Source organism: Caulobacter sp. GW821-FHT05F04 (assembly GCF_059419665.1).
On the sequence record NZ_JBWKSF010000003.1, the window covers coordinates 578059 to 603580 of the forward strand.

18 protein-coding genes are annotated in these 25522 nt (G+C 68.1%); 15 read left to right on the forward strand and 3 right to left on the reverse strand.

Features of this window, described 5'->3' with window-relative positions:
* Positions 1–8: 8 nt before the first annotated feature.
* The 6 genes from AC07R7_RS11405 (at position 9) to AC07R7_RS11430 (ending at position 9891) form a co-directional block, all read left to right on the forward strand.
* On the forward strand, positions 9–1616 hold the full coding sequence (locus tag AC07R7_RS11405; protein WP_494635210.1) for an alkaline phosphatase D family protein: 1608 nt from the start codon (positions 9–11) through the stop codon (positions 1614–1616).
* An 8-nt stretch (positions 1617–1624) separates the two neighbouring features.
* Positions 1625–3196, forward strand: coding sequence for an alkaline phosphatase D family protein (locus AC07R7_RS11410; protein ID WP_494635211.1), 1572 nt, complete (start codon positions 1625–1627; stop codon positions 3194–3196).
* Positions 3197–3381: 185 nt separating this feature from the next.
* Positions 3382–3915, forward strand: a complete 534-nt coding sequence (locus AC07R7_RS11415) for an RNA polymerase sigma factor (RefSeq protein ID WP_494635212.1) — start codon at positions 3382–3384, stop codon at positions 3913–3915.
* A complete protein-coding gene (locus AC07R7_RS11420; protein WP_494635213.1) occupies positions 3902–4954 on the forward strand; it encodes a FecR family protein in 1053 nt (350 codons plus the stop codon). Before AC07R7_RS11415 ends, AC07R7_RS11420 begins: the two co-directional genes overlap by 14 nt.
* Positions 4955–5024: 70 nt before the next feature.
* Positions 5025–7838: a TonB-dependent receptor gene (locus AC07R7_RS11425; RefSeq protein ID WP_494635214.1), complete on the forward strand. Its 2814-nt coding sequence runs from the start codon at positions 5025–5027 to the stop codon at positions 7836–7838.
* A 10-nt stretch (positions 7839–7848) separates the two neighbouring features.
* Positions 7849–9891: a phosphocholine-specific phospholipase C gene (locus tag AC07R7_RS11430; protein WP_494635215.1), complete on the forward strand. Its 2043-nt coding sequence runs from the start codon at positions 7849–7851 to the stop codon at positions 9889–9891.
* Between the two features lie 25 nt (positions 9892–9916).
* On the opposite strand, the gene AC07R7_RS11435 is transcribed toward AC07R7_RS11430, so the two are convergent.
* On the reverse strand, positions 9917–11125 hold the full coding sequence (locus AC07R7_RS11435; RefSeq protein WP_492888686.1) for a TetR/AcrR family transcriptional regulator: 1209 nt from the start codon (positions 11123–11125) through the stop codon (positions 9917–9919).
* 243 nt (positions 11126–11368) lie between these two features.
* Here AC07R7_RS11435 and AC07R7_RS11440 point away from each other — a divergent pair, with 243 nt between their 5' ends.
* The 9 genes from AC07R7_RS11440 to AC07R7_RS11480 all read left to right on the forward strand — a co-directional run bounded on the left by AC07R7_RS11440 (position 11369) and on the right by AC07R7_RS11480 (position 23422).
* Positions 11369–13660, forward strand: a complete 2292-nt coding sequence (locus tag AC07R7_RS11440; protein WP_494635216.1) for a TonB-dependent receptor — start codon at positions 11369–11371, stop codon at positions 13658–13660.
* A gap of 14 nt (positions 13661–13674) precedes the next feature.
* Positions 13675–14751, forward strand: coding sequence for a tyrosine-protein phosphatase (locus AC07R7_RS11445; protein ID WP_494635217.1), 1077 nt, complete (start codon positions 13675–13677; stop codon positions 14749–14751).
* Positions 14752–14859: 108 nt separating this feature from the next.
* Complete coding sequence (locus AC07R7_RS11450) at positions 14860–15447, forward strand: RNA polymerase sigma factor (protein WP_494635218.1); 588 nt, start codon at positions 14860–14862, stop codon at positions 15445–15447.
* 78 nt (positions 15448–15525) lie between these two features.
* Positions 15526–16461, forward strand: a complete 936-nt coding sequence (locus AC07R7_RS11455; protein WP_494635219.1) for a FecR family protein — start codon at positions 15526–15528, stop codon at positions 16459–16461.
* An 83-nt stretch (positions 16462–16544) separates the two neighbouring features.
* Entirely contained in the window at positions 16545–19325 is a 2781-nt protein-coding gene (locus AC07R7_RS11460) for a TonB-dependent receptor (protein ID WP_494635220.1), read from the forward strand.
* Positions 19326–19340: 15 nt separating this feature from the next.
* On the forward strand, positions 19341–20480 hold the full coding sequence (locus AC07R7_RS11465; RefSeq protein ID WP_492888680.1) for a glycerophosphodiester phosphodiesterase: 1140 nt from the start codon (positions 19341–19343) through the stop codon (positions 20478–20480).
* 134 nt (positions 20481–20614) lie between these two features.
* A complete protein-coding gene (locus tag AC07R7_RS11470) occupies positions 20615–21277 on the forward strand; it encodes a TetR family transcriptional regulator (protein ID WP_494635221.1) in 663 nt (220 codons plus the stop codon).
* A gap of 50 nt (positions 21278–21327) precedes the next feature.
* A complete protein-coding gene (locus tag AC07R7_RS11475; protein WP_494635222.1) occupies positions 21328–22587 on the forward strand; it encodes an acetyl-CoA C-acetyltransferase in 1260 nt (419 codons plus the stop codon).
* 70 nt (positions 22588–22657) lie between these two features.
* Positions 22658–23422 (forward strand): SDR family NAD(P)-dependent oxidoreductase, encoded by a 765-nt coding sequence (locus AC07R7_RS11480; protein ID WP_492839917.1) that lies wholly within the window; start codon positions 22658–22660, stop codon positions 23420–23422.
* A gap of 88 nt (positions 23423–23510) precedes the next feature.
* Here the strand turns inward: AC07R7_RS11480 and AC07R7_RS11485 are convergent, their stop codons facing one another.
* Positions 23511–23954: a MerR family transcriptional regulator gene (locus AC07R7_RS11485; RefSeq protein ID WP_492839918.1), complete on the reverse strand. Its 444-nt coding sequence runs from the start codon at positions 23952–23954 to the stop codon at positions 23511–23513.
* Positions 23954–25522: ATP-binding protein (locus tag AC07R7_RS11490; RefSeq protein ID WP_494635223.1), on the reverse strand; the 1569-nt coding region annotated here is incomplete at its 5' end. The genes AC07R7_RS11490 and AC07R7_RS11485, both read right to left, overlap by 1 nt.

Consider the following 25522-nt stretch of genomic DNA (forward strand, 5'->3'; position numbering starts at 1 on the left):
AGCTTGTCATGACGGTCGATCGCAGACGGGTCGTAGGGACGGGCCTGGCCCTGGGCGCGGCGGCCTTGGCCTCCGGCGCGAAAGCCGCCGAGACCGCCTTCCGCCACGGCGTGGCCAGCGGCGAGCCGGGCCCGGACCGGATGCTGCTGTGGACGCGGGTCACGGGCCTGGGTGAAGTCGACGGCCGCTGGTGGATCGCCACGGACCCGGCCATGCGCAAGGTCGTGGGAGAAGGGCGCTTCATCGCCCTGGCCGAGCGGGACTTCACGGTCAAGGTCATGGCGCAAGGGCTGAAGCCCGCCACCGACTACTGGTACCAGTTCGAGGCTGGCGACCAGCGCTCGCCGGTCGGCCGCACCCGCACCCTGCCGGTCGGACGGCTGGACCAGCTCGACCTCGTGGTCGCCTGCTGCGCCATGTACACCATGGGCTATTTCCAGGCCTACCGCGCCATTGCCGAGCGGCCGAAGCTGGATGCGGTGCTGTTCGTCGGCGACTACATCTACGAGTACGGCGCCTCGACCTATCCGGGCCTGCCCACCCTGCGGCCGGCCGATCCGCCGCGCGACACCGTCACGATCGAGGACTATCGCCGCCGCTTCGCCCAGGCCCGGACGGACGCCGACCTTCAGGCCGCCCATCAGCGCGCGCCGTGGATCTGCACCTGGGACGACCACGAGATCGCCAACGACGACTGGATGCACGGCGCCCAGCACCACGATCCGGCCAAGGACGGCGACTGGGAAACCCGCAAGGTCGCCGCCGTCCGCGCCTATTACGAGTGGATGCCGATCCGCGATCCTGACCCGGCCGATCCCTACGCCATCCAGCGCGCGGTGGCGTTTGGCGACCTGGTCACCCTGATCGTGCCCGAGACCCGGCTGAAGGCCCGCGAGGCCCAGTTGGCCCTGCCGAAGGATCTGGACCGGCTGCCCGACCAGCGCCCCGACCTCGACGGCTTCCGCCGCAAGATCGCCGACCCGGAGCGCCGGATGCTGGGCCAGCAGCAGGTGGACTGGATCGCTGGCGAGATGCGCGGCTCGGTGGCCGCCGGCCGGCCCTGGGTGCTCTTGGGCAGCGCCACGGTGATGGCCGACTACGCCTATCCGGACATGAGCCGCTGGGCTCCGACCTCGGGCGCCCTGAAGGGCTTCTTCGAGCTGACCAAGCTCGATTTGCCGCTGCTGAACCTTGACGCCTGGTCGGGCTACGCGGCCGAGCGACAACGGGTCTACGATGCCATCCGCGCCAGCGGGGCGCGCACCGTGGTGCTGTCGGGCGACAGCCACATGGCCTTCGTCAACGAACTGCACGACGAGCAAGGGCGGGTGGCTGTGGAGCTGTCGACCAGCACGCTCACCGGTCCGTCGCTGGGCGTGGTTCTGGCCATGAAGGACGCGCCCTTCGGCGAGCGGTTGGCCGAGCGTAACCGCGACATCGTCTGGTGCGATCACCTGGCGATCGGCTTCGTCGCCGTCCATGTCACGCGCGAGGCGGTCGAGGCCAGCTTCGTCAGCGTCTCCAACCCGCGCGTCGCCGGCTCGCCCACCCCGGTGCAGCGCCGCGTGCGCGCGGTCGCCGAGGCCAAGGGCGTCGGCGCCTGGACCCAGCTCTAGGAGTCGTCATGTCTTCGCTTACCCTGAACCGCCGCGCGCTGCTGTCCGGCCTGATCGTCGCCCCGGCCGTGCTGCGCTTCGGCCAGGCCCAGGCCGGTGGCGCCTATGTCTTTCCGCTAGGCGTGGCCAGCGGCGATCCGGCCCCCGACGGCATGGTGCTGTGGACCCGCCTGGCGACCGATCCCCTGGCCGCCGACGGCCTGGGCGGCATGGGCGCCGCTGTCCCCGTGCGTTGGGAAGTGTCCGCCGACGAGGCCTTTCGCCACGTGGTCATGGCCGGCGACGCGATGGCCGAGCCCGCCGCCGCCCACAGCGTCCACGTCGAGGTCGCCGGCCTGCGCCCCGGCCGCCCGTACTGGTACCGCTTCACCGCGCTCGGCCAGCAGAGCCCGGTCGGCCGCACCCGCACCGCTTCGGCCGCGAACGCTGACATCGACCGCCTGCGCCTGGCCGTGGCCTCGTGCTCGCACTGGGAGCGCGGCTATTTCAGCGCCTATGGCCACATGGCCGACGAGAATCCGGACCTGACCCTGTTCCTCGGCGACTATATTTACGAATATTCGATGGGCCCCGACCGCAAGGACCAGATCGTCCGCCCCTACGGCTTGGAAGAGGCCACGACCCTGGCCGGCTATCGCAACCGCTACGCCCTGCATCGCACCGACGCCGACCTGCAGCGCCTGCACCAGGTCGCGCCGTGCCTGGCGACCTGGGACGACCACGAGATCCAGGACGACTATTCGGGGATCTGGTCCAAGACGCCGGGCGTCTCGCCCGATAGCTTCCGTCGCCGCCGCGCGGCGGGCTATCAGGCGTTCTACGAGGCCATGCCGATCCGCCGCACGCGGCTGGACGCGCGCCTGCAGATGCCGATCTACCGCCGGGTCCGCTACGGCAAGCTGGCCGAGTTCTTCATGCTAGACGGCCGCCAGTACCGCTCGCGCCAGCCCTGCGCCGACGGTCCCAACGGCGGCAAGGGCCAGATCGTCACCGACGCGGCCTGTCCCGACCGTCGCGATCCGGCCCGCACGTTCCTGGGTTTCGACCAGGAGCGCTGGCTGTATGACGGCCTGGCCAACACCCAGGCGCGCTGGACCGTGCTGGGGCAGGACCTGGTGATGGCCGGCCTGCGCTTCGGTGACGGCGGGCCCGACACCAAGTTCTGGACCGACACCTGGGACGGCTTCCCCGGCGCGCGCGACCGCCTGGCCCAGGCGATCACGACATTGAAGCCGCGCAACCCGGTGGTGCTGAGCGGCGACTACCACTCGTTCTGGACCAATGACGTCAAGCTGAACGCGGACGATCCGGCCTCGGCCACCATCGCCACCGAGTTCGTCGGCACCTCGATCACCTCGTCGGGGCCGCCGTATGAAGGTCTGATGGCGGCCATGCCCAACAATCCGCAGATCAAGTTCTTCGACAGCCGGGTGCGCGGCTACATGTCGATCGACGTGGGGCGAGGCCGGATGACGACCCGCTACAAGGCGATCTCGGATGTCCGAGACCCCCGCGCCACGGTCGCCACGCTGAACACCTGGGTCGTCGAGGATGGTCGCGCCGGAGCGGTCAGGGCTTGAAGTCCGCCGTCGACGCGCCCCTGGAAATGCGCGACGGCGCGGCTGGGGCGAGCCTGAGCGGGACTGTCCGGGAAGAATTTCGCCGTTGGCTCGGGGGATATCCGTCACGCTGCGTCTTCATACCTTGGAGACGTCATCTGGCGCCGTGATCCTTGAGGGAAATGTGACGTGATGGGGGGGCGGCGTTGAGACAGACCGATCGCCTGGACGCCCCCGTCGCGGCTTCGCTGGCCGGTTTGGCGCAGCTCTATCGCAAGCCGCTGCTGCGCTTCTTCGCCCGCCGGGCGCTGTCGCCCGAGGCGGCCGAGGATTGCGTCCAGGACGTCTTCGTGCGCCTCGCGCGGGTGGCGGAGTCCGAGGTCGAGAACTCCGAAGCCTATCTGTTCAAGGTCGCCCGCCACGTCCTGATCGATCGCGCGCGCCGGGCCAACGTCAGGCGGGAAGGGCAGCACGACCCGATCGCGGACTTCCAGCTGATCAGCCCCGAAGGCTCGCCCTCGCGGATCCTGGAAGGGCGCGAAGCGCTCGAACAGGCGGCCAAGGCCCTGGGGGAGCTGCCCGAGCGGACCCGCAACATCTTCCTGCTGAACCGGCTGGACGGCCTGACCTACACCCAGCTGGCCGCCCGCTACGCGGTCAATGTGAAGGTCATAGAACGCGAGATGGGCAAGGCTCTCAGTCATCTTCGACAACGGCTTCCTGATCATGACCGACGCTGAACGCATTGAAGGAGAGGCCGCGGCCTGGGTCGTGCGCCTGCATTCCGATCAACGGACCCAGGCTGATCGGGAGGCCTTCAACGCCTGGCTGGAGGCGGACGCCGCCCATGTGGAGGCCTTCTCGGTTCACGTGACGATCTGGGATTCCGTGGCGGCGTGGGGCGACGATCCCAAGGCGCGCGCCGTGCTGCAGTTCTCGCCCTTGTGGTCGGGATTTGGTCGGCGGCTGGCGCAATGGGGAGTCGGCGCGGGAGGGTTGGCCGCGGCCGCGGCGCTGGTCTTCTTCCTGGCGGGAGGGCTTCAGCCCACGCAGCACTACGCGACCGTGCCCGGTGAACTGCGGACCATCTCGCTGAGCGATGGGTCGACCTTGCTGATGAATACCGATTCCAAGGTCAGCACGCGTTTCACGCGGAGCGAGCGCCGCGTGCTCATGGAGCATGGCCAGGCCTATTTCCGGGTCGCCAAGGACAGCGCGCGGCCGTTTCGGGTGTTCGTCGGCGATGACGAGGTCCGGGCCGTCGGAACCGCGTTCGAGGTGCGGCGACTGGAGGACCGCGCCGAGGTGGTGCTGGAGGAAGGGCGTCTGGCGATCTTTCACGGCGTCGATCCGTCGGAAAGCAAGCGCCTCCTGGCGAAGTCCTCGACCGTTCCCGCCGTCAAGCCGGCGCTCTACCTGTCGGCCGGCCAGTCCGTGGATCTCGACGGCGCCAAACCCTCCGTCGCGCGGGAGGCCAACGTGGTTCAGTCCAGCGCGTGGCGGTACGGACGTGTCGTGCTGGACAATGTCAGACTGGACGAGGCGGTCGCGGACCTGAATCGCTACGGCGGCCCCCAGATCGTGCTGGCCGATCCTCGGCTTGGCGATATCCGGATCAGCGGCGTGTTCCATACCGGGCGACCTTATGACGTCGTGAGCGAGGTCGTCGGCGCCTTCCCGATAAGGATCGTCAAGAACGACGACAAGCAAATCGTCCTGGGATCGCAGGCCGCGGATGCTCGTATCCAGGCGCCAGATGTCGTCAAAAGTTCACGATAAGATTTCAGGGGTAAGGAGAGCGGGCTGCGTCTTCTGATCTGCCGGCGAGGACCGGTCGACGGGGATGACCATGCAGCAGAAATTCTTGCCCGCCCAGTTCATGGGCGGCTCGGCCTTGGCGATTGTCTTGGCCCTATCGGCTCAGACCGCCTGCGCTCAAACCCAGGCCCGTGCGTTCGAGATCACCCCGCAGGCGCTGGGCTCGGCGCTGCGCGTGTTCGCGCTGCAGAGCGGCAAGGACATCGTCTTCGACCCCGGTCTGGTGCGCGGCAAGACCGCGCCCTCGCTCAAGGGGCGGTATCTGAACGAGGAGGCCCTGCGGCGCCTGCTGGCGGGGTCGGGCCTTACGTTCGAGGGCACGGCGACGGGCGGCTTCATCATCCGGGTCGCCGCCCAGGGGGGCGCGACGGCGGCGCAGGACGTGGCCGACATCGGCGCGGTCGTCGTGATCGGCCGCCGCACCATCGATACGCCCCACGAGCAGATCAAGCGGCTGACCCCGGGGATCTCGGATTCGGTGACGGTCTCGGACATCGAGAACACGCCAGATACGACCCTGCCCGAAGCGCTGGACCGCGTGGTCGGCGTCAGCGCCGACAAGTACTACGGCACCAGCGACGGTGGGTATGTGTCGGTCCGGGCGTTCGATTCCCGCTACAACAGCATGGACATCGACGGGAACCCGATCTGGTTCAGCAGCCAGAACAATCGCGGCGCGCAGATCGGCGTCTTCCCATCGTCGATCATCAAGGAAACCAGCGTCTACAAGACGGTGACGCCCGACCAGGACGGCAATTCGGTCGGCGGTCACATCTCGCTGCGCACCCTGCGCGCCTTCGACGGGGGCAGCCGGCCTTACCTGTCGCTGGGCGGCCGCATCGGCCGCTTCGACCAGGACAGCATCGTCAATTCCGGTCCGTCGATGCGCCTCTACGGGGCCGCGAAGACGACCTTCGGCGCTGACCGTCAATATGGCGTGGTCGTGGGTTTCAACGCCCAGCGGATGCGAAATTCCGACAAATACGGCGGCGTCGACACCTATGCGCAGGTCAATGGCGAGGACCAGGTCAACGCCAGCAATCTCTACAGCAACAGTCTCTACGACAAGGACGTCAGGAACGCGGTCGGCTACGCCAAGGTCGAGATGCGCAAGAATGACGGGCTGTACGCCTTCCTGTCCGGCACGATCATCGACGACTCCCGGCGCCAGTACCTGGATCGGGAAGGGACCTACATCTACAACACCGCCGGCCGCACCACGAACTTCAGCAACGGCGCCGCCGACTTCAACAAGGCGATCGGCCAGACCAAGCAGTACGACTACGACATCAAGCGCAAAGCCAAGATGCTGGGCGGCGGCGTCGACTATCAGGTCGGTCGCGCGGGGGTGTTGGCGGTGCGCGCCAACTATACCGACTTCAACAACACCATCGTCACCCGTTACCCGGAGACGTTTCAGCTGAGCAATCTGTCGGGTCACTACGACCTGAACGGTGACTTGCCGACGACCCGGTACGACAGTCCGGCGACCTACAACGACCCGGCCAACTGGATCAACCGCAACACCACGGCCTCCTACGTCCGCGATCAGGACCTGCGCGACAAGGTCAGCGCGGTGAAGGCCGACTACAGTCAGAACACCTTCCCCGAGGCGCGGGGACTGGGCTTCGCGGCCGGCGCCAGCTGGACCCGGCTGGACCGCACCTATGACCAGGGCCAGGCCAACTATCTGCTACCCAAGGGTACGGTGCTGAAGCTGTCCGACGTGGCCGCGCCGGGCGCGACCATGGCCGACAACGCCGCGATCAGGATGAACTGGGACAAGTTCTGGACCTATGTCTACGCAAACGGAATCAAGACCACTGACCAGGCGCCGGCCTCGGACTACGCCCTGGTCGAGGATGTGTTCGCCGGTCACGCCGAAGCCTATCTGTCGGGCGAGCGCTATCGCCTGATCGCCGGCCTGCGTTACGAGAACACCCATGATCAGGACGACACCGGCGACACCGTCGGCGGCGTCTCGACCCCGTCGCGCCGGATCAACCACTACGGCAACTGGATGCCCAACATTCAGGGCAGCTACGACCTGACCGCGCGTCTGAAGCTGAAGGCGGCCTTCACCAAGACCATCGGGCGGCCCGACTTCGCGGACATCGCGCCGGGGCGATCGGTTGGGGTGGACGCCAATGGCAACCCCGTCATCAGCGGGTCCAACCCGAAGCTCGGCCCGCGCCTGTCCACCAACTACGACGCCAGCGTGGAATATTATCTCGCCGGCGGCTTCGTTTCGCTGGCCGTGTTTCACAAGGACCTGAGCCACGAGACCTTCAGCCAGAAGACCCTGACGCTGGACAGCACGGGTGCGGTGATCCTCACCCAGACCACGCCTCTCAACAGCGGCAGCGCCCGGGTCACGGGCGTGGAGGCCTCGTTCGCCAAGCGGCGGCTCGACTTTCTGCCCGCGCCGTTCAACCGTCTGGGGTTGAGCGCCAACTATACCTACCTGGACAGCCGCTGGACGGTGATCCTGACCGACGGAACGGTGCGGACCATCGACTCCCTGCGCAACCAGCCGAAGTATCTGGGCAATGTCGGGGTCAGCTACAACCTGGGACAGGTCGATCTGCATGTCGACTATCGGGTCCGGGGGCGCGCGTTCACCACCACCTTCGGAACCACGCCGACCGGCGACCAGTGGATCAAGCCCACCGACCAGCTCGACGCCCAGATCAACTGGCGCCTGGCCAAGGGACTGCAGGTGACGTTCGAGGCGCGCAACATCACCGACAGCTATACGACGATCACCACCGGCGCGACGGACGCCATCTACAACAGCGTTGGCGGCGGGCGGAGCTATTTCGCCGGCTTCAAATACCGCTACTGAGGCCGGCCGGATGAGCGCGAACCAAGACGAAGCCACACGCCGTGCGTTTCTGCGCGCGGCGATGGGGCTGACCGCGACCGCCGAGCTCTGGCCCGGCGCGATCGCTCGGGCGATGGAGATCCCGGCCGCCCACCGCACCGGCACGATCATGGACGTCGAGCACGTCGTGATCTTCATGCAGGAGAACCGCTCCTTCGATCACTACTTCGGGACCCTGTCCGGGGTTCGCGGCTTCGCCGACCGCTTTCCCTGGACCTTGCCCGGCGGCGGCGCGGTCTGGCGGCAACCGGACGGAAAGGGCGGCGCGGCGGCGCCGTTCAGGTTCGACACCAACGGCACCAACTTCCCTGTGATGAAAAGCCTGCATCACGACTGGGCCACCGGCCACGCGGCGTGGAACGAGGGGCGCTACGATAACTGGATCGCGGCCAAGGGCGGGCTCACCATGGGCTACCTGGCGCGGGAGGATATTCCCTATCACTTCGCCCTGGCCGACGCGTTCACGGTCTGCGACGCCTATTTCTCGTCGCTGCAGGGGCCGACCTGTCCAAACCGCCTCTATCTGATGACCGGCTGCGTCGATCACCACGGCAAGGGCGGCGGGCCGGTGATTGCGAACATCGATATCACCCAAAAGCCCGACGGCGTGGTGTTTGGGCCCGGCTGGAAGACCTATGCCGAGCGGCTGCAGGACGCCGGGATCTCGTGGCGCGTCTATCGGCAGGGAACGGACCTGGCCAGTGACGACGACAGCGACGGCGGCATGAACACCCTGATGGCGTTCGAGCGGTTTCACACCGCCAAGCCCGGCGACCCACTGTATCACGCCGGGGCCGAGCCGCGTCGGCTGGAGGCCCTGAAGGCCGACGTCCAGAACAATCGCCTGCCGCAGGTGTCGTGGATCACGCCGCCGCGCATCTTCTGCGAACACCCCAACTGGCCGCCCGCCTACGGCGTGGAATATCTGGCCCGCATCCTGGACGCCCTGACCTCCAACCCGGAGGTCTGGAGCAGGACCGTCTTCCTGGTCATGTATGACGAGAACGACGGCTTCTTCGACCACGTCGTTCCACCGACGCCGCCGCTGAACCGCGAGCAGGGTCTCAGCACCGTGCCGACCCACGATGAGCGCCACCCCGCGACGGGGCAGCCCTATGGCCTGGGCATGCGGGTGCCGATGCTGGTGATCTCGCCTTGGAGCCGTGGGGGCTGGGTCTGCTCGGAGGTGTTTGACCACACCTCGGTCATCCGCTTCCTGGAAGCGCGGTTCGGCGTGCGCGAGCCCAATATCAGCAAATGGCGTCGGACGGTCTGCGGTGACCTGACGGCCGCCTTCGACTTCAATACGCCGAACGGCGAGACGCCACGCAAGCTGGCCACGATCAGCGCCGATCTGGCCTTGCCCGACCAGGCGGCGTTCAATGCCTATAAGGCGGTGGTCGGCAAAAGGCCCAAGCCCGTGGCGCCGGCGACGCCGCCGGATCCGATAGTAGAGCCTGGGCCGCGCAATTGGCGGCCGCTGCCCTACAGGCTGGCCGTCGACCTTCGCCAGGCCGAAGGCGGCGTCGAGCTGGATTTCGTCAACGACGGCAAGGCGGGCGCCAGCTTCTACGTGTCCGATCGCCTGGCGCCCGAGGCGCCGCCGCGGCGGTTCACGGTCGGCTCCCGGCGTTCGCTCTCCGATCTGTGGAAGACGACCCAGGGGCGCCACGCACTGATCGTGCAGGGCCCCGCGGGCTTCTATCGGGCGTTCGAGGGCGGTGAAGACGTCGGTCTGGAGGTTCGTCTGCGAGCGTTGGCCAACGGCGGGCTGAAGCTCTATCTCCGCAATCGGGGCGCGGGCCCGTTGGACCTGGAAATTCGCGATCGGTATGACCTGGCGTCGCAATCCCTGTCGATCCGTTCCAGCGCACGGGTCATTCGGTCCCTGAGCCTTGAGCAAAGCGCCCACTGGTACGATCTCGAGATCAGCGCCGCCGGGCTGAGCTATCGCTTGGCGGGGCACGTCGAGGCGGGGAGGGCCAGTTTCAGCGATCCCGCCTCGTCGCGCTGACGAGCAGCGAGGTCCGCAACCCGCTCTACCCGCCGCCTGCGCCCTCGGTTCCTGGCGGCGTCAGCCGGGCGCGCAGGCGTGTCTCGATCCGATCGAACACGGCTGTCCGCGCCCGCGCCGGCTCAGCGTCGCCGGCGCAGGCGAACCAGATGGCCGAGAGCAAGCGCGACACCACGCTGGCATGTAGAACTAGGTCGCTCTCGGGCAGGCTGAAGATCCGCTCCAGGGTGTCGCGCGTGGTGCCGCCCTGTGAGAAACGGATGACCGCGCCCGAGGCGGCCAGATCCTCGCGCCGGACGGCGGCCAGGAACAGGCGTCGGCGACGCAGGACCGGACTGGGCGGCGCTCCGGACGCCACGTGGTGGCGCAGAGCCTCGAAATATTGCTCGACGGTCTGAATCTCGTCGACCGAGGGCGGCGGATTGCTCTGGGCGCGCACCTGTTCGGTCATCAACTGCACCTGACCGCGGATCGCGCCGGCGACGAGGTCCTCGATCGAACGGAAGTGGTGGGTGACCGAGCCGGTCGTCACGCCCGCGCGGGTGGCGACGGCGCGGTGGGTCAGTCCTGTCAGGCCTTTTTCCTCCACGACCTCGGCGGCGGCCTTCGCGATGCGCAAGGCTGCTGGCGGCACGGAATTGTACGGACGGGCGCCGGCCGCCTCCGCGGCCAGGGCCGCCGCGCCCCAGGGCGCGCGAGGGGGCGTGTCGAGCCAGATCGAGGCGAAATGCTCGACCATCTCGGTCAGCGCCGCGGCCTCCAGGGCCGGCGACCAGGTCGACAGGTGATAGAGCGCCTCCGACTCGAAGAGGACATGCATCATTCGGCCATCGATCGGATCCAGCTCGAACAGGGCCGCCGTCTCCGTCCAGAAATCCTGCCACAGGCGCGTCCAGGCGGCTGCGGCGCCCTGACCCGCGTTCGCGGCCAGGGCTTCCTGGTAAACAAGCGCGCGTGAGCGGCCCTGTGAAGTCCACGCCAGGATCACGTGTGTCAGCGCCCACACCGCGCCGTCGGCGGTGCGGGGCAGGGCGGCGATCTCGCGCGTGCGACTGGCCAGCCAGACGCGGGTCTCTTCGACGCCTTGCTCGAAGACGGTCAGTAACAATCGTTCTATGTTGCCAAAATTGTAGTTGATCGCGCTGGCCGAGGATCCGGCCTGAGCGGCGATCGCGCGCGCCGAGGCGGCGGCGATTCCGCCCTCGGCGATCAGGGCCGCCGCGGCGGCGATCAAGCGCTGTCGTGTATTGTCCTGAGGTTCCAGAACGTTCGCGCTGGCGGATGATCTGGCCGAGGAGGAATAGGGCGGGCGCAAGGGCATGTCGCATATTCCCTGGTCGGACGAGGATCGCAAGCTTGGCTGCTGGATAATGCCGAGCTTCATGGAACTGAAACATAACATTCGTTCTAAGTTCATGTGCGAAGCCTAGATGCCGCCTCGACGCCGACAGTCGTTCGGGCATCCAGGGGACACACCATGAATCGGGGATTTGAGACGTCGGCGTTGCGCGCCGGCCTGCTGGCCGGCGTGGCCGCTCTGGCGCTTTGCGGCGCGGCCCACGCGGCCGAGCTCAGCGCCGCCGCACCCGCCGCCGCGGATAGCGCGGTGAGCCTCGAGGAGGTCGTGGTCACGGCCCAAAAGCGCAAGACCAACCTGCAGGACACTCCGATCGCGATCTCGGCCATGGATAGCGAGGCCCTGAAGGCCCGCCACGTCCAGTCGATCGAGGATCTGGGCGACGGCTCGATCCCGACCCTGCGCGTGGCCCCGTTCTTCTCGCGCAAATCGGCCCTGACGATCGGCATGCGCGGCGTGGGCTCGTCCGGCGACGCCAACCAGCCGGCCCGCGACCAGGCGGTCGGCGTCTATATCAACGGCGTCTATCTGGGTCGTGCTCAGGGTCTGGGCTCGGCGCTGTACGACGTCGAGCGCATCGAGGTGCTGAAGGGACCGCAGGGCACGCTGTTCGGCCGCAACACCGAAGGCGGGGCGATCAGCATCGTCACCAAGGCGCCGACCGGCGTGTTCGGCGCCAGCACGACGCTGGGTTATGGCAACTTCAATTCCTACAAGGCCGAGACCCACATCGACCTGCCCGAGTACAATAACGTCAGCGTCAAGGTCGACGCCTTGCTCAGCAAGCGCGACGGCACGGCGGAGAACCCGACCACCTCGGGCCAGCCGGACTTCAACAGCTACGATAAGCGCGGCTTCCAGATCGAAGCCCTGTGGAAGCCCGTCGACGGCTTCAGCGCCGACTACGCCTTCGACGATTCCTACGATGGCAGCACGCCCTATCTGGTGCAGCTGATCTCGAAGGGCCTGTATCCGACCGCCCCGATCGCGCCGCCGCAGCCCGAGCGCGCCAAGGCGGCCACCGTCGGCGTGCCGCTGCGCCTCAGCGAGGGCTTCACCTGGGGCCATCGCCTGAGCCTGGACTGGAAGGTCAACGACGCCCTGGAGCTGAAGTCGATCAGCTCTTACCGCAAACTCAAACAAGGCCAATACGACAACGCCGGGGCGATCCTGGGCGTGTTCGCGCCCAACGCGCCGTTCGCTCGCTACAGCATCGCCAATACCTATCAGAACCAATACAGCCAGGAGTTCCAGGCGATCGGCAAGCTCGACCGTCTCGACTACGTCCTGGGCGCCTTCTACTTCCGCGAGAAGGTCAGCGACAACGCCCAGACTCCTAACAGCCTGCAGTGGAACGCCACGGGTACGGGCTACAGCGTTCTGTCGCTGAACCTCAACGCGGTGCCCTTCGACCGTTTCAGCCACGTGCGGACCACCAGCTACGGCGTGTTCGGTCAGGCGGTGTGGACGCCGCCGGTGCTGGACGACGCCCTGCATGTCACGCTGGGCGGTCGCCTGACCAAGGACGCCAAGAAGGGTTCGCTGGACGTCGTCAACGGCGCGATCCCCAGCTATGTCGACGCCAACAAGAACACGATCGTTGGCGTCATCCCGCTGGACGAATCGTGGAGCCACTTCGACCCGCTGGTCACCCTGGCCTATGACGTCGCTCCCAGCGTCCACGTCTATGGCCGCTGGAGCACGGGCTATAAGGCCGGCGGCGCCAACTCGCGCTCGCTGACCTACCGCCCGTTCGATCCAGAAGTGGTCAAGATGTACGAGCTTGGCGCCAAGACCGAGTTCTGGGACCGCCGCGCCCGCCTAAACGTCGCGGCCTACAGCGGCGATATCAAGGACGCCCAGGTCGACTTCAACGTCCTGATCCTCAACAACAATCGCGGCACGCTGGAAACCACCAACGCCGCGACGGGCAAGACCAAGGGTTTCGAGGCCGACTTCACCCTGGCGGTGATGGAAGGCCTGACGGTCACGGCCGGCTACGCCTACACCAAGACCACCCTGTCGGACGCCTTCAACCCGTTCATCAACGCCCGCTCGAAGATCTATCCGATCTTCACGCCCAAGAACGCCGCCAGCCTGGCGGTCGACTATGAGCGCCCCGCCTTCGGCGCGACCCTGAGGGCCCACCTGGACGCGGCCTATGCCGACGCCCAGTACGCCAACACGGCCGATCCGACCCTCAGCGACGACTCGATGATCGTGAACGGTCGCCTGGCCCTGACCGACATCCGGGTCAGCGAGGACGGTCCGGCTATGCAGCTCTCGCTGTGGTCGCGCAACCTGCTCAACGAGGCCCATCTGTTCATGCGGGCCTACAACGCCGCCCTGGGGACCTACGGGATCTACAACGAGCCGCGCACCTACGGCGTCGAACTGAACGTCAAGTTCTAAGCGGAGGGATCACCATGGATCGTCGTCTCTTTCTTACCGCGGCCGGCGCTCTGGCGCTGGCCCCGGCCGCCCGCGCCGCCACTGTCCTCGACGCCAAGGCCGCCCGCACTTCGCCGACAGCCGTTCGCCTGGACTGGACCGACGCTCGGGCGGTTTCGGTCCTGGTCTCCGCCGACCCGGACGCCAGGAAGCCGGCCATGCGCCCGCTGAAGACGGCCGCCGGCGCTTCGGCGGATCTGGACGCCCCGATCTCGCCGCGCCCGTATTTCCTGGTGACGGCGGCCGACGGTCGCCAGACCCGGGTCGCCGAGCGCCTGCTGCCGCTGGAAGGCGGCCGCAATTTCCGCGACGTCGGCGGCTGGCGTGTCGCCGACGGCCGCCAGATCAAATGGGGCAAGATCTATCGTTCGGGTGTGATGAGCGGTCTGACCCTGGCCGACTACGCCTATCTGTCGAGGCTGGGGGTCACCGCGATCTGCGATCTGCGCAGCCCGCAGGAGCGCGCCTCCGAACCGAGCCCGTTCCTGGGCAAGGCCGGGGCGCCGAAGGTCGTGGCCACCGACTACGACATGAGCGCCTCGATGGCCGCCTTGGCGCGAATGACCACGCGCGAGGAGGCCATCCAGGGCTTCGCCGACAGCTACGTGTCGTTCCTCGACATGCTGACGCCGCACTATACCGACCTGTTCGCGCGCCTGGTCGCCAACGAAGGCCCGCTGGCCTTCAACTGCAGCGCGGGCAAGGATCGGACGGGCATGGCCTCGGCCCTGATCCTGTCGGTGCTGGGCGCGCCGCGCGCGACCGTGATCGAGGACTACGCCCTGACCCAGGTCTATACGCCGCCGTCCTACTACATGAAGCAGATGGCGAACGGCGCGGCCAACACCAGCGTCTCGGCCCAGCAGGCCCAGGCGTTGGCCAAGCTGCCGCCGGAGGTGTTGCAGGTGATCATGGGCTCCGACCCCGAGGTCATGCGTCGGGCCCTGGCGGCGATCGACGCCAGGTTCGGCGGACCGGTCGCCCTGGTGAAGGCGCGCTTCGGCCTGACCGATGCGAAGATCGCGACGTTGCGAGCGACTTACCTGGGATAGTCGGCCGGCCAAAGGGCGATCTTCGGTTCGGCGCGGCGGATCGCCCTTCATACAGGTGACATAGGCCCCTCTTAAGTCCCGACGGAACGTCGTCAGGATCGCCTCCCCATGTCATATCTACGCGACCTGGACCGATGGTTCATCGAGGAGGTGCTGCCGCACGAGGCGACCTACCTGGCCCATGCGCGGCGCTTTTGCGGCAATGCCGACGACGCGGCCGATCTGGTGCAGGACGCCTACGCCAAGCTGTTCGGGCTGGAGAACTGGAGCGGCCTGGCCAGCCCGAAGGCCTATGCGCTGACCATGATCCGCAATCTCGCGATCCAGAAGCTGCGGCGGGCGCGGGTGGTCAGCATCCGACAGATCGCGGGTCTGGACGCCGGCGACTTGGCCGACGAGGCGCCCAACGCCCAACGCCAGACCATCGACCGCGAACAGCTACGGCGCCTCTTGAAGGCGGTGGAGCGGCTGCCGGACCGCTGCCGCCAGATCGTCATCATGCGCCGCTTCGAGGACAAGCCGCCGCAGGAGATCGCCCGGCAACTGGGCCTGAGCCTGTCGACCGTGGAAAAGCGCCTGGCGCGGGGCATGTTCCTGCTGTCCCAGGCCATGGAGGCGGACGTCCGGGCGGCGGCCGAGACGCCGCCTTCGGCGGCGGCGGGGAACACGCTCGGACGGCGCGTTCGCGGCGACTGAATAATACCCAGGCGTCAAAGTGGAGGTGCGTCGCGGTTCGCGCGTCTCTAGGGTGAAATCGCGACCGAGACCCTGCCTGTGCCCGATTCCCTTCCGCCACCTCCGATGGACGACGCTCCGGATTCCATCGCCGCCCAGGCCGCCGCCTGGCTGGCGCGACTGGACACGGGCGTGGCGGACGAGGCGGAGTTCGAGCGGTGGCGGAGCGCCGATCCGCGCCACGCGGTGGCGTTCGCCAAGGTCGCGGCCCTGTGGTCTGACCTGGCCCGGATGGGAAGGGCCGTGGCCGCGCCCGTCGCCGCGCCCGCGCGCCGGCCGTCGCGTCGGCGACTGCTTGAGGCGGCCGGGATCGGCGCGGTCGCGATCCTGGGCGGCGGCGTCGCCACGCGCGCCTTCGCCCGCCAGCGCGTCGTCACCGGCGTGGGCCAGCGACTGGACCGCAAGCTGGCCGACGGCGCGGTGATGACCTTGAACACCGACACCGAGGTGCGCTGGCGCGAGGGCCGTGACGGCGTCGAGGTGTGGCTGGAGCGGGGAGAGGTCGGCCTGATCGCGGCCGGCCGGCCCTTCCTGCTGCGCACGGTCGCCGAGACGGCGCGACTGCGGCCAGGCGGCCGCTACAACGCCCGCATGCGGGGACCCGTCATCGACGTGACGGTGCTGAGCGGTCAGGCCGCCGCGTCTTCCGTCGCCGCGGCGCCGGCCCACAACCTGACCCTGACGGCCAGCGGCGCCCTGACCCGGCCGACCGCCGCGCCCGAGCTGCAGGCCATCGAAGCCTGGCGGCGCGGCGAGGTGGTGTTCGAGGACGAGCCGCTGGCGGCCGCGGTCGAGGAATACAACCGATACCTGACGCGCAAGCTGATGATCGTCGACCCGCAATTGGCCGCGGTGCGGGTCGGGGGGCGCTTCACCTCGTCGGACCCGGCCGACTTTCTGCAGGCTCTGTCGGCCAGCCTGGGGGTGACCTCTCGCCAGGCCGGCGACGACGTGATCCTGACCCGCGCGAAATAATTTCCGCCGAACTTGGCGGTGGCCGCGCCCCTGAGCGTCTCCCCATCGACCGCGCCGTGGCGCGAGGCTTTCGGGGAATTTCGATGACTTACAGGGACATCAGCTACGCGGCCCTGCTGGCCGCGACGGCCGCCGTCGCCGTTCATGCGCCAGCCTTGGCCCAGGCTCCGGCGGCGACCTTCGACATCCCGGCCGGCGACCTGACCGCGGCGCTCAACGCCTTCGCGCGCCAGGCCGGCGTGCAGATCTTCTTCCCCTCGGCCGAGCTGGCGGGCCGCAAGGCTCCGGCTATCAAGGGCTCGATGCCGGTTCGCGCCGCGCTGTCGAAGCTGCTGGCCGCTGGGGAGCTGGAGATCGCAGCCGACGACGGCCGCACCATCTCGCTGCGCCCGGCCCGGCGCGACGCCGCCGTGGCCCTGGACGAGATCCTGGTCACGGCCCAGAAGCGCGAGCAGAAGACCATCGACGTGCCGTTCGCCCTGACCGCCTACAGCGGCAAGGCGCTGGAGCGGCTGGGCGTCACCAACTTCCGCGAGCTGTCGACCCATGTGCCGGGCCTGATGGTCGAGGACCAATCGCCCAACAATCCGATCTTCGTGATGCGCGGCATCACCTCGTCGGGTGGGGACTCGTTCACCGAGCCGCGCGTGTCGGTGTTCCAGGACGGCGTGTCGATCTCCAAGTCGCGCGGCTCCTACATCGAGCTCTATGACAACGCCCGGGTCGAGGTGGCCAAGGGGCCGCAGTCGACGCTGTTCGGGCGCGGCGCCCTGATCGGCGCGCTGAACGTAATCCAGAACAAGGCTGGTCCGGACCTCGACTGGTCGGTGGCGGGCGAGGCCGGCAACCTGGGCTACTACCAGCTGGACGGCATGCTGAACCTGCCGCTGTCCGACACGGTGTCGCTGCGCGTGGCGGGGCGGCGCAAGAGCCGTGACGGTTATGAGAAGAACCTCAACCCCAACGCCGACGGCGATCTGAACGCCATCGACACCAACGCCTACCGGGTCGCGCTCGGCTTCAAGCCGAATGACCGCTTCAGCGCCGACCTGATCTACAACCACCAGGACGACAAGACGAACGGCACCGGCTTCAAGTCGATGTACGTCAGCCCGACCGACCCGGCGACGGGCAAGGTGCTGGCGGGCGCGCGGGTGAACGATCCGGTCTGGCTGTCCAAGCCCGCCGACTTCGCGCTCGGCCACCCTCTGGGCGTCGACCAGTACCAGAACGGCGTCATGGCGCTGGTGAAGTACAAGCTCACCGACGCCCTGACCCTGAACGCGACGACCAGCTACCGCGACATCGACGCGGTCGAGGTCTACGACGCCGACGGCACGTCGCTGCCGCTGTTCACCAACATGGAGGATGTCGGCGGCACGCAGTTCAGCCAGGAGATGCGCCTGAACTACGACAAGGGCGGCCGCGTCTCGTGGTTCGCCGGGGCCAACTATTACCGCGAGCGCTCCAAGGCCCGGGTCGATGTCCGCTTCGACGAGCGGATGCTGCTGGCCCAGGCGGCGGGGATGCTGAGCGGCGGACCGCTCACCGGCCTGCCCAAGACCACGCCGGCCCCGGCCGCCCTTTTCGACAACACCGCCTTCACCGGCGCGCTGCTGCAGGGTCTGGTCGCCCAGTCCAGCAAGGGCAATCTGGTGCTGACCAGCGCCGAAGCCGCCGCCCTGGCCGCGCGGCTGGACCCGCGCCACGTCGAGACCTCGCGCAACGAGTCCGACCTCGACGCCTATGACCTGTTCGGCGACATGACCTTCCGCCTCACCGACCGCTTCGAGCTGTCGGGCGGCCTGCGCTACAGCCGCGACGAGAAGACCACGATCTGGGGGAGCTCGGTGCAGGGGCGCAGCATCCTGGGCGGCGCCATCGGCGCGGCCGGCCTCGCCGCCACCGGCGCGCCGGCCGGCATCGCCACGGCCCGCGCCCTGATCCAGGGCATGAGCTTCTATGGCGCGACCTTGGACGGTCCGGTTCCGCTGTTCGGGGTGTCGGCTCAGCCCACGGCTCATAATGGCGACTTCACCAGCCGCGACCTGAGCGACGACGGCGTCACCTGGCGCCTGACCGGCCGCTATGCGCTCAGCCCGACCGCCAACCTCTACGCCAGCTATTCGCGCGGCCGCCGGCCGGGGGTGTTGTCGGCCGGGGCCCCGGGCGCGCCGGACGGGACGCCGATCTTCGCCATCGCGCCGGCCGAGACGGCGCAAGCTTACGAGACCGGGATCAAGGCCGACCTCTTGGATCGCCGCCTGCGGATCGACGGCTCGCTCTACTACTACGACTACGACAACTTCCAGACCCGCGAGCAGCGCGGCTCGACCTTCGTGACCACCAACGCCGGCACGGCGCGGGCCTACGGGTTCGAAAGCCAGGCCGACTTCGCGGTGACGCCGAACCTCGACCTGTTCGGCGGCTATGCCTACAACCATGCCCGCTTCACGCGCGGCGCCTATGAGGGCAACCACTTCGCCCGCTCGCCGGACCACATGGTCTCGCTGGGGGCGTCTGTCCGCTGGACGGGCCTGGGCGGCAAGTTCGACTTCCGGCCGACCTACACCTGGCGCTCGAAGATCTTCTTCGCCGACGACAACGACCGGCCCGAGCTGCAGGCCGGCCTGTTGGTTCCAGACGCCGGCCAGGACGAGTTCCAGGACGGCTTTGGCCTGCTCAACGCCCGGATCAGCTACGCGCCGGAGCGGGGCGACTGGGAAGTCGAGGCCTTCGGCAGCAACCTGACCGACGAGATCTACCGTAAGGGCGCGGGGAGCGCCGGCAAGTCGATTGGCCTGCCGACCAACGTGCTGGGCGAGCCGCGCGTCTATGGCCTGCGCCTGACCATCCACCACTAGGGAAGAGGCCAGATCATGCGACGCCTTCTGCTGTCGGCCGCGGCCTTGTTGGCCTTCGCCGTCCCCGCCATGGCTCAGACGCCGGCCGCCGCGCCCATCGTCATCGGTCACCGGGGCGCCAGCGCCTACCGGCCCGAGCACACCGCCATGTCCTACAAGCTGGCCATCCAGATGGGGGCTGACTTCATCGAGCCGGACCTGGTCATGACCAAGGACGGCGTCCTGGTGGCGCGGCACGAGAACGAGATCGGCCGCACCACCGACGTGGCCAGTCATCCCGAGTTCGCCGACCGCAAGGCCACGCGCACCATCGACGGCGAGACCTTCACCGGCTGGTTCGTCGAGGATTTCACCCTGGCCGAGTTGAAGACCCTGCGATCGCGCGAGCGCCGGCCCGAGGCGCGACCCGGGAGCGCTCGGTACGACGGCCGGGAGTCGGTGTTCACGCTGCAGGAGATCATCGACATCGCCAAGGCCGGCGCCGCGCGCGGCCGGCCGGTGGGCCTCTATGTCGAGCTGAAGAACCCGGACTATTTCCGGCGTATCGGCCTGCCGATGGAGAAGGCGCTGATCGACGTCCTGGCGGCCAACGGCCTCAACACCGCCGACGCGCCGGTGATCATCCAGTCGTTCTTCCCGTCGGCGCTGATCGCCCTGCGCCAGATGACGCCGATCAAGCTGATGTTCCTGGTCAACAGTCAGCCGCCGCCGGCCTCGATCCTGGCCGCCAACCATATCGCCAGATGGTCGGATGTGTGGTCGCCGGACGGCCTGAAGAAGATCGCCGCCTTCGCCGACATTGTCGGGCCCGAGACCCAGATCATCCTGCCGCGCGACGCCGAGGGCCGCAGCCTGCCGCCCAGCGCCTTCGTGGCCGACGCCCACGCGGCGGGGCTGAAAGTCCATGTCTGGAGCGTCAATCCGGAGAATCTGGACCTGCCGGTCGATCTGCGCTGCGGCGATCCGACCAAGCCCGGCTTTGACCACCGGTCCGGCGACGTCCAGGCCGAGGCCCGGCGCCTGTTCGCCCAGGGGATCGACGGGGCGTTCAGCGACGCGCCGGACATGTTGGCCAAGGTGCGGTCCGAGGGGCCGAAGGCATGGGCGGCGGGCCTGGCGTCTGCGCGGTCGTGCCCGTCGGCCAAGGCGGGCTGATTTCTCGACCAGGCGACACTGAAACATGCTCGCGCCCGTCGCTGAAGTCTCTCCGGCCGGGACTCAAAGCCAAATCTGATTGACCTTTCTAGTCAATCGATTAGCTGAGTCCAATCTCGAAGGTTGGATGAAGCATGGCGCGAACGCGAGCTAAGGAAGCGGGTCTTGAGCGGCGAGATTCCCGAGCCACTCTGTTTGACGCCACCGCGGCGCTGCTTTCGGAGCGATCCACGATCGAGGTCTCGCTCAGCGAGATCGCGCTGAGATCCGGCCTGAACTCGGCGCTGATCAAGTACTATTTTGGCGGCAAGGAGGGCTTGCTGCTGGCGCTGCTGGAGCGCGTGGCCGAGCGATCGATGGCCGATCTGGCCAGCCTGGTCCGCATGGAAATCTCCGCCGAACAGAAGCTGCGCATCCACATCGGCGGCATCATCAACACCTACTACCGATCGCCCTACGTCAACCGTCTGATCAACTACATGATCGTCCGGGGCGACAAGGCGTCCAGCGAACGGGTGGTCAAGATCTTCGTCGAGCCGATGATCGCCGCCTATCGCGCGATCGTCGCTCAGGGCGTCGACGACGGGACGTTCCGGCCGCTCGATCCGGGCATGCTGTATTACAGCGTCGTCGGGGCCTGCGAGCACATCTTCTACGCCGGTTACGCGCTGCCCACCACGCTGGGCCTGTCCGAACTGACCGAGCAGGTTCGTCAGCAATACGTCCAGCACGTCATGGACCTGGTCTTCTATGGCGTCCTGGCGCGCCCCATTCGCAAACCGCTTGACGACAATTAATCGAACAATTAATCGCTCGAATAACGAATAAGACGCGGGAGGAGGCTGCCATGGCCGAGGCTTTGATCATCGACGCCGTGCGTACGCCGCGCGGCATTGGCAAGGTGGGCAAGGGCGCGCTGGCCCATCTGCACCCCCAACACCTGGCCGCCACGGTCCTCAAGGCCATCGCCGAGCGCAACGGGCTGGACACCGCCGATGTCGACGACGTGATCTGGTCGACCTCGACGCAGAAGGGCAAGCAGGGCGGGGACCTGGGACGCATGGCGGCGCTGGACGCCGGCTATGACGTCAAGGCCTCGGGCATGACGCTGGACCGCTTCTGCGGCGGCGGCATCACCACCGTGAACCTCGCCGCCGCCCAGATCATGAGCGGCATGGAGGATCTGGTCGTCGCCGGCGGCGTCGAGATGATGAGCCTGACCGCCGCCATGGCCGCCAAGGAGCAGGCGGCGGGCTTTCCGCCGGGCCTGATGGGATCGGGCAACGAACATCTGGACACGGTGCATCCGCAGTCGCACCAGGGCGTCTGCGGCGACGCCATCGCCTCCATGGAGGGCATCACCCGCGAAGAGCTCGACGCGCTTGGCCTCGAGAGCCAGAAGCGCGCCGCCCGCGCCATCGCCGAGAACCGCTTCGCCAAGTCGATCGTGCCGGTGTTGAACCATGACGGCAGCGTCGCCCTGGACCACGACGAATATCCGCGTCCCGAAACGACCGCCGAGGGGCTGGCCCAGCTGAAGCCGGCCTTCACCGCCATCGCCGACTATCCCTATGACGCGAAGGGCTCGACCTTCCGTGGGCAGATCAATCGCCGCTATCCGGACCTCAAGATCGAGCACGTCCACCACGCCGGCAACTCGTCGGGCGTCGTCGATGGCGCGGCGGCGGTGCTGCTGGCCTCGCCGGCCTACGCCGAGAAGCATGGCCTGAAGGCTCGCGGCCGTGTCGTGGCCATGGCCAATATGGGTGATGATCCGACCCTGATGCTGAACGCGCCGGTTCCGGCCGCTCGCAAGGTGCTGGCCAAGGCGGGCCTGAAGGTCGAGGACATCGATCTCTGGGAGATCAACGAAGCCTTCGCCGTCGTCGCCGAGAAGTTCATCCGCGACCTGGGTCTCGACCGCGCCAAGGTCAACGTCAACGGCGGCGCCATCGCCCTGGGCCATCCGATCGGCGCCACCGGCGCCATGCTGATCGGCACGGTGCTGGACGAGCTGGAACGCACCGGCGGCCGCTATGGCCTAGTCACCATGTGCGCCGCTGGCGGCATGGCCCCGGCCATCATCATCGAACGCCTCCAGGGCTGATAGAGAGTTCCGTGATGCTTTGGTCGCCGTCGTCACGGGCGGCGACCGGGCGAGGCCCGAGGCGAGAGACATGAGCAAGATCCAGCGATTGGCCGGCCGCACGGTGCTGATCACCGGCGCCTCTTCGGGCATCGGCGCCCGGTTCGCGCGCGTCGTGGCCGACGAGGGCGCGGCGGTGGTGATCGGGGCGCGGCGCGTCGATCGGCTGGAGGCCCTGCGCGACGAGATCGTGGCGGCGGGCGGGCGGTGTCTGGCCGTGGCTCTGGACGTTGCGGACGAGGCTTCGACGATCGCCGCCTACGACGCCGCCGAAGCCGCCTTCGGGCCGGTCGACAGCGTCGTGGCCAATGCGGGGATCACGGCCGAGGGGCTGGCCGCGGATCTCTCCGTCGAGGATTTCGACCAGGTGTTCGCGGTCAATGTCCGGGGCGTGTTCCTGACCGCCCGTGAAGGCGCGCGGCGAATGCGCAAGGCCGATATCGCCGAGCGCGGCCGCATCGTGCTGGTCTCGTCGATCACCGCCAGGATGGTGACGCCGGGTGTGACCGCCTACAGCGCCTCCAAGGCCGCCGTCAGCCACATGGGCCGCCACCTGGCGCGCGAATGGGCGCGGACGGGGCCCAACGTCAACAACCTCTGCCCCGGCTATATCCGGTCCGAACTGGCGGGCGACTGGTTTGACACCGAGGGCGGCCGCAAGCAGATGAGCAAATGGCCGCGTCGCCGGATCCTGGACGAGGACGCCTTGGACCCCATGCTGGTCTATCTGCTGTCCGACGAGAGCAAGGGCGTGACCGGCGCCGACTTCACCATCGACGACGGCCAATCGCTGTGAACGCCGCGCGCGGCGATCGCCCCGCGCGGCGATCGCCCCGCGGGGCGATAGGGCTCACCGTAACGCCTGCACGGCCGGATCACGGCGTTCAGTCGGGCGACGGACTCGTCGTCGGCCACGCGGCGGAGGCGGCTTGCAGCCCGGCGATAGCCGGTGGCAGCCCCGCGTCGTCGGTGGCGACGCCATCGGCCAGGGCCGCCAACCGTTCGATTTGGGCCTGCTGCTCGCGCAGCGCCTCGGCCAGCGCCGAACGCAAGGCGCGACGCTGGGCGTCGGGCTGATCGCGCAAGAACAGAATGGCGCGGATGGCGGCGACCGGCAGCCCGACCGCCCGAAGCGCGACGATGGCCTTGAGCTGCTCGATGGTCGCGAGGTCGTAGCCCCGGACATTGCGGGCCAGGCGATGAGATCGGATCAAGCCCTGATCCTGGTAGTAGCGCAGCGTACGCGTGGTGACGCCCAGCCCGCGAGCGGCGTCGCCTATGTCGATCAGGCGCTTTGGCGCGTAGGGGTCACGAGCCAGGTAATTCATCAGGCGAACTCCACCAGCACCTCATCGGCCGCGACGGGATCGCCGGACTTGGCGTTGACGGCCTTGACGACGCCGTCGCGCTCGGCGCGGATGATGTTCTGCATCTTCATGGCCTCGAGCACGCAGACCACCTCGCCCTCGCGGACCTGCTGGCCGGTGACGACGTCCATCGAGACGACGAGGCCCGGCATCGGCGACAGCACCAGCCTGGAGGTGTCGGCGGCCTGCTTCTCGGGCAGCTTGTCGTGCAGTTCGGCGTTGCGCGGGGTCAGGACCAGCACCCGGGCCCTGGCGGCGCGGTGGCGGATGGTGAAGCCCTCGGCGGCGGGCGCGGCCTGGACCGTGAAGGCCTTGCCGTCCAGGGCCGCCTTGAACACCGGCTTGCCCGGACGCCAGTCGATGTCGGTCAGGACCAGGGCGCGGCCTTCGTCGAGCAGCGCGACCGAGACCTCGCCGTTCTCCCCGGCCACTTTCACCCGGCGCTTGGCGGGACCGACGGCGACGATCCACTCGGCGCGCGGCGGACCGGCCAGGCCCGAGACGTCGGAGCGGGCGCGGGCGGCGTAGGCCCGCTGCATGGCCGCGCCGACGGCGGTCAGGATGTCGATCTGCTCAGACGTCGGTTCGGTCCCGGCGAAGCCGTCGGCGAACTCGTCCTTGATGTAGTTGGTCGAGATCTTGCCGGACCGGAACCGCGCCTGGTCCATCACCGCGGCCAGGAACGGGATGTTCTGGGAGAGGCCCTCGATGTGGAAGTCCTCCAGCGCCCGGCCCATGCCGTCGATCGCCGCCAGCCGGGTCGGGGCCCAGGCGCACAGCTTGGAGATCATCGGGTCGTAGTACATCGAGATCTCGTCGCCCTCGCGCACGCCGGCGTCGTTGCGGATCGTGTAACCGCCCTTGTCGCCTTCCTCCGGAGGGGCGTAGCGGACCAGGCGGCCGATCGAGGGCAGGAACTTGCGGTAGGGATCCTCGGCGTAGATGCGGCTCTCGATGGCCCAGCCGTTGATCGAGAGGTCCTTCTGCGCGAAGGCCATCTTCTCGCCGGCGGCGCTGAGGATCATCTGCTCGACCAGATCCAGGCCCGTGATCAGCTCGGTGACCGGGTGCTCGACCTGCAGGCGGGTGTTCATCTCCAGGAAGAAGAAGCTCTTGTCCTGGCCGGCGACGAACTCGACCGTGCCGGCGCTGTCATAGTTCACCGCCTTGGCCAGGGCCACGGCCTGGGCGCCCATGGCCGCGCGGGTCGCCTCGTCCAGCAAGGGCGACGGGGCCTCCTCGATGACCTTCTGGTTGCGGCGCTGGATCGAGCATTCGCGCTCGAACAGGTGGACGACATTGCCGTGCTTGTCGCCCAGCACCTGGATCTCGATGTGGCGCGGGCTCTCGATGAACTTCTCGATGAAGATGCGGTCGTCGCCGAAGCTGGCCTTGGCCTCGGCGCGCACGGCCGGGAAGCCTTCCTCGACGTCCTGGCGGCTCCAGGCCACCCGGATGCCCTTGCCGCCGCCGCCGGCCGAGGCCTTGATCATCACCGGATAGCCGATCTGCTCGGCGATCGTCGTCGC